Origin of the sequence: Calothrix rhizosoleniae SC01, assembly GCF_900185595.1 — a bacterium.
In the GTDB taxonomy this organism is placed as follows: Bacteria; Cyanobacteriota; Cyanobacteriia; order Cyanobacteriales; family Nostocaceae; genus Calothrix_A; species Calothrix_A rhizosoleniae.
In genome coordinates, this window is the sequence record NZ_FYBH01000100.1 from 22,120 (window position 1) to 28,563 (window position 6,444).

A 6,444-nucleotide genomic window follows, 5' to 3' on the forward strand; every position below is an offset into this window, starting at 1 on the left:
GTTGAATGCTGAAACCCTTGTGATGAATTGCATCGAGTGTCTTGAAAAAACAAGATTCAGGACAAGTGATACAAGAGGCGTTTTTTATCGGGAACATCCCTCTTTTTTTGCTTGTCATTGCGTTAGCATAGCTCCTCTGAAATAGATGGGTAATCAAGTGGAGTCTGGCTTGATAAACCAAGATTATCCCTTTCAGGCTGGTTACACCAACGGACACGCTCCGGGACTATACATTGTTATTCTCCGCAATGACAGTTAATTCTTTTGCTATCAAATAAAAATTGGGATATACCCTTTTTCATTCCCATCCATTCAGATACCAATTGCACTTGCTGCAATTACCCAAGAAAATATACAAAGCAAAGCTAATGCACAATTTTAAAAACTTGACAACCGTTTCTAATAGTTCATTAGTTGCATTACCATTTCATGCACATAATCCTTCTAACAGCAGCAAAAACAAAGCACTTGTGGAAACACTACATAATACTGAGGTAAAAGAATTACCGAATCTGAGTGTAAATCTATTGGAAAGACGTATTACCTGTATGACAGTCCCAGCTATAGTTGAAGCCGTCCATACAGCCTGTGTTACAGGACAGAAAATTACCTTAGCAAATTACAACGTACATAGTTTTAATCTGTCGATGCAGTTACCGTGGTTTTATGAATTTCTGCAAAATTCAGAAATAGCTCACTGTGACAGTGTCGGTATCATCAAAGCGATTGGCTATATGGGGCTAGACTTACCGATAGAATATCGAGCGTCTTATACCCTCCTCATGCCCAAAATACTAGAAAAATGTAATGAAAAAGGGTTAAGTGTGTTTTTATTGGGAGCAAAGCCAGAAGTTCTAGACACTGCTATAAAACGACTAAAACAACAATATCCGCGAGTAAATTTTTCCGGACACCACGGATATTTTGAGAAAGGTGATACAAAGCAGAATGAAGCTATTATTAAACAGATAAATCAGGCAAATCCGAATGTGTTAATAGTAGGTATGGGTATGCCAATCCAAGAAAAATGGGTTTCTCAACATCGTAGTAGTTTGCATGTTAATGCCATTATGCTTGGAGGAGCGATTATTGACAGATTGGCTGGTGTAGTTTCAGATTGTCCGAGATTGATTTCCAATGTGGGATTAGAGTGGTTATACCGTCTGTCTCAAGAACCAAAACGTTTAGCAGTACGCTATTTATTAGGAAATCCAGCTTTTGTATTAAGTAGGTTGGCGTAAAAAATTATCGTTTGGATAAGGCAGGGGGCAGGGAGCAGGGAGCAGGGGGAACAAGGGTTTTAGGCTTATTTACTATTCTTCACATAGTTTGGTTTTATTGTGCCGACTTACTTACAGATGGCACTAGCTAAGTTTTATGCACCGCCATTGCAAGTACAGAAAATTCCATCCATCGATAGATATATTTCTGAATATAATACAGCTGAAGCTGACAGCCCTGTCACAAGAACTCAGACTATTGCTAATAATCAAGAATCTTCAGCCCATGTTTATAGACGAATCCAAATGATTGCAGATTATTTTGTTGAGGCTAACTTGTTAACTACAAAACAAATAGAGACTGCTTTATCTGAGCAAAAAGTAACTGATATATTATTGGGTGAATTTTTGCAGAAAAAATCAACAATCAGGCTACAAAACATTGAATATATCAGCAATGATTGAGATTTTGCTGAAAATATGGCTGTTATTCATTAACTTTGAACCAGATAATCAAGGGTTTTCATCTAACTAATAAACCATTTTCGCTAAAAACGGGGGATTAAACCTGAAGAAGTTGCACGGTTTTAGCAATGATGCTCTATTTACTTGCAGGCTCTAGCTATATTGATGTGGTGTCTGAAAATAACCCACGAATTGGGTAGATAATTCAGGAGAAGGAGTATTAAATCCCATCTATGTTAAAATCTGGAATTTCTGATTATTTGCATGTGTCATGGCGACGTAAGGAAGTAATCCCAAATTCATGGATCAAAAACTAGGGTTTTCAAGGTAGTCCCAATGAAAAAAAATTTTCACCATCAAGGATGAAAAGAACTCTTCTCTATCCCCTGCTCCCTGCTCCCTACCCCTCTGCTTAGAAGAGGTTTAGTAGAGTAATTAGGCTCATATCAACCACAAATTTTTTACATCCTCTAGTGCATTTAACTTCAATTGACGACACATAAACCGATACAAGAAAGTACTGGTACAGTAAACATCTGGAGGAATTTTCTTGGAACCTTTAGTAAGTGTAGTTATACCAACTTATCATCAGTCGCTATTCACAAAACGTGCAGTTGAAAGTGCTCTCACACAAACCCTCAGCCAAATTGAAGTCATTGTCGTAATTGATGGTTCTTACAAAGAAACCCATACAAAGCTTACTACTATTAATGACTCTAGGCTGAAAATAATAAAATTATCCTTAAATCAAAGTTACCGTGCTGCTCGTAATGCTGGAGTCAATGCAGCTAGAGCCAGATGGATTGCATTTTTAGATGACAATGATGAATGGATGCCCTATAAGCTAGAACTACAACTGGAAACAGCACAAAATTCTGGGTACAAATTTCCGATAATTCCATCTGTAGCGATCGCTTGGACACCTCAAGGAGATATAATTTGCCCCAGAAGACTCCCCAAGCAGTCAGAACCCCTAAGTGAATATCTATTTGTTCGCAATACTTCATTACCAGGGAAAGGATTAATCCATACTTCTACCATTCTCACTTCTAAAGAATTACTACAGCGAGTTAAGTTCGATACTACCCTTCAAAGACATGATGATTGGGATTGGTTATTGCGAGCAAACAATCAAGAAGGAGCAGGAATTGAATTTGTACAGCAAGTACTGTCTGTATGGAATTTAGGAGATAACCGAACAAATCTGCATAAAAGTCGTAATTGGCAAGTTTCGTTCAACTGGATTCAAGGAAAACGAGGCTTAGTGACACCACGGGCTTACTCATCTTTTATTTTGGCAGAAGTAAGTGCAAGGGCAGTATTAGCAAGAGAGTGGAAATCATTTTTACCAATTTTATGGGAGTCTATTAGATTTGGTAAACCGCAAATAGAAGAGATTATTTTGTATTTTGGCATGTGGTTTATGAATCCACAGGAAAGAAATTGGTTACGCAATTTATTATTCAACAACAATAGAAAATTGGCAACATAATTACATCTCAATTGTTTGCAGTCTTGCAATTAAGCATTAGTATTTATTTTAGGAGTTAACACGATGAAAGTTTGCTATTTTATCCAGACTCACAAAAATTCTGAACAAATTTATCGTCTAGTTCGTACTATCAAAACATCTAGTCCTGATTCTCTAGTTATTATCAGTCATGATTTTTCAGGCTGTAAATTAGAACCAAGCTCCCTTGATGATTTACAAGGAATTAAAATAATCCCTAGCAAAGGAGGTAGAGGTTCTTTTTCTATTATTCAAGCATATTTAGCAGCTATAGAATGGCTTTTACAGAATAATATAAATTTTGATTGGTTTATTAATATTTCTGGACAAGATTACCCAATTCAACCAATATCAGAGATAGAATATTTTTTGGATAAAACCAGTTATGATGGTTTTATAGAGTATTTTAAAGTATTTTCTCAAGATAGCCACTGGAGTATATATGAAGGGAGTAATCGACATTTATACAACTATAAAATACTAGTTGATAATTTACCTAACTGGCAACAGCAAGCATTAAAACCTCTAAAAATAATCAACCTAATTCAACCTTTATTTAGGATTAATCTTTCCTATGGCTTGAGGATAGGATTTAAACGTCAGAATCCATTCACCAAGGAATTCATCTGCTATGGGGGTTCTTATTTTTGTACCCTATCTCGACAATGTATTGAATATTTACACGATTTTTGTCATAATAATCAGGAGATAATAGACTACTACAAGGGTGTGCTAAACCCAGATGAATCGTTTATCCAAACTATATTAATAAATAGTGATTCATTTAGTTTGTATAATGATTGTAAACGTTACTTTGATTTTTCTCGCACCAATAATTCTCATCCTGCAATCCTCACTACAAATGATTATAAATCTCTTATCAAAAGTGAAGCTCATTTTGCCCGCAAATTTGATATGAACATAGATAATCAGGTCTTAGATATTTTAGAACAAGCTATTTCTAGGAGAAAAATATTAACATAATCAACATTTACAGTTTGACTATGTATTTACATCATGACAATAGCAATTAAGTAATCTGCAAATAGATTTGCTAGTGCATATGTCAGTTATACTTTGCAAAAAATATGTAAGAAGTAAATTTCAATATTGCAGACAAACCATAGATTTTTTTCATTGAGAAATATTCAAAAAATATTGAATTTAAATTGCAATGATATTAGCTGCAAAAACATATTTTACCAAAGGAATTGTTGAATGATTATAGTCCCTAAAGTTAGTGTTGTAGTTCCTGCATATAATGTGAGAAACTACATTCAAGATGCTTTGCTTTCTCTAGAGCGTCAATCCTTGCAAGAATTTGAAGTATTAATAGTCGATGATGGCTCTACTGATAATACACCTGAGGTAGTAAAGCCTTATGTGGAAAAAGATCCTCGCTTTCGGTTATTACAAAAACCCAATGGAGGTTTGTCATCAGCACGCAACTATGGTATCAGTCATGCTCGTGCAGAATACATTGCACTCTTAGATGGAGATGACATTTATCATCCAGATAAACTAGTTAATCATGTGGCAAGATTAGATAGTTCTCCCAAAGTTGGAGTGGTTTATAGTGCTTCTCAAGCAATTCGTGATGATGGAAGTCCAACCTTTATTTCCTTGAGCGGTAAACCAGTAAAATCCAACCAACTTTTGGCATTGCTGTGCAAGAATTTTGTTGGACATGGTTCTAATGCTGTATTTCGTCGCTGCTTAGTAGAGGAAATCGGGGAATTTGATGAAGGATTGCGCAGTTCGGAAGATATAGATTTCTGGCTGAGGGTTGCAGCAAAACAGAAATGGCAATTTTATAGAGAAAAGCATATTCTTTGTTACTATCGTGTTCGTCCATCTGGACTTTCTTTCAACGTCACACAAATGCAGTCCTGTAACCAACAAGTAATTGAAAAAGCTTATAAGTCTTCGCCAGAAATAATCGAGCCAATGTTACCAACAGCCTACGCTTATATGTATCGCTATTTAGCTCGGTTATGTTTGCAAGGAGGAGATGTAAAAAAAGCTCGTAATTTTATTGACAAGGCTTGGAAATATGACAGATCAATTTTTTATTGTGATGTACGATCATTCTTAACCCTATTATTTGTGCATTTAGCACCATTAGCAAAATTTGGGATTAGATATTCTCTAGGCAAAATAGAGTCTTCATCAAGATAGAGAGTTTGTTCTCGTTGCCAATATTTCATTTTCCTTAAATTACATTAGCTCCATGAAAACAATCTCTTTATTCAAAAGTAGTTTTTGGATTAGTTCCAGCACTTTTATTACACGTTTTTTTGCCTTAGCTAGTAATCTAGTTTTAGCACGTTTATTATTACCATCTGACTTTGGAGTAATTGGAATTGCTTATATTTTTTGGTCTTTATTCACTTTATTTACACAAGATACAACTGGATCATTTATCCTTTATAAAGGTACTGAAGACAAAAGATATTTAAATACTACTTATACAATTAGTGTAGCTATAGGATTAACTTTTGCTATCCTTATGAGTCTGAGTGCTCCAGGAATTGCTAGGTTCTTTAATGAGCCAAACTTAACTTGGATATTAGTTTTATATGCATTTAATATCCTCATGTCTTCTGTCTATTACGTCTATATTAAAATCATGACTAGACAGATGCAGTATCGAGAATTAGCACAAATAACTCTTATAGGTTCTTTTACTCGCTTATTATTTACAATTGTGTCAGCTCTATTAGGTTTTCGCTATTGGTCATTTGCCATTGGAGATAGTGCTTTTTGGATATTAGGTTGTATTTTATCGCGATATAAATCTGGTCAGAATTTAAAGTTAAAAATTGATGCAACAGTTAAATCTGAAGTTTTATCTTATACTCTAGCAGCTACAGGTTCTAATATTGGATTTTATATAAATGCCAACTCGGATAATTTTTTTGTTGGTAAATTGCTCGGTAATACTAGTTTGGGATACTATAACCTGGCATATCAATTGACTATGGCATTATCAACAATTTTTAACTCAGTAATTGCTCAATTAGGAACTCCAATTTTTGCTAATTTGGAAGACAAAGAGGAACAAGAGAATGCTTTATTTAAAGTTGTTAAGCATACTGCATTTATAACTGCTCCTATATATGCATTATTTTTTATATTAATTAATGAAAATTTTATATCCCTAGTATTTAGTCCTAAATGGGCTCCTATTTCAATAGTTATTCCCTGGTTATTAGTTTTTGCCTATTTTCGGAATATAAATAGTCCCCT

Annotated in this window: 6 protein-coding genes; all 6 read left to right on the plus strand. The window is 34.8% G+C overall.

Annotated elements, in window-relative coordinates:
* Positions 1 to 368 precede the first annotated feature (368 nt).
* Complete coding sequence (locus tag CALSC_RS05685) at positions 369 to 1,241, plus strand: WecB/TagA/CpsF family glycosyltransferase (RefSeq protein WP_088240428.1); 873 nt, start codon at positions 369 to 371, stop codon at positions 1,239 to 1,241.
* Positions 1,242 to 1,340: 99 nt separating this feature from the next.
* Positions 1,341 to 1,685, plus strand: coding sequence for a hypothetical protein (locus CALSC_RS05690; protein WP_143288164.1), 345 nt, complete (start codon positions 1,341 to 1,343; stop codon positions 1,683 to 1,685).
* 550 nt (positions 1,686 to 2,235) lie between these two features.
* Positions 2,236 to 3,177 (plus strand): glycosyltransferase family 2 protein, encoded by a 942-nt coding sequence (locus CALSC_RS05695; protein ID WP_088240430.1) that lies wholly within the window; start codon positions 2,236 to 2,238, stop codon positions 3,175 to 3,177.
* A gap of 63 nt (positions 3,178 to 3,240) precedes the next feature.
* Positions 3,241 to 4,179, plus strand: coding sequence for a beta-1,6-N-acetylglucosaminyltransferase (locus tag CALSC_RS05700; RefSeq protein ID WP_088240431.1), 939 nt, complete (start codon positions 3,241 to 3,243; stop codon positions 4,177 to 4,179).
* Between the two features lie 234 nt (positions 4,180 to 4,413).
* The gene (locus CALSC_RS05705) at positions 4,414 to 5,373 is read left to right on the plus strand and encodes a glycosyltransferase family 2 protein (RefSeq protein ID WP_088240432.1); all 960 of its coding nucleotides are present in this window, start codon (positions 4,414 to 4,416) and stop codon (positions 5,371 to 5,373) included.
* A gap of 52 nt (positions 5,374 to 5,425) precedes the next feature.
* Positions 5,426 to 6,444 (plus strand): oligosaccharide flippase family protein (locus tag CALSC_RS05710; RefSeq protein ID WP_088240433.1); only part of this gene is annotated, 1,019 nt, incomplete at its 3' end.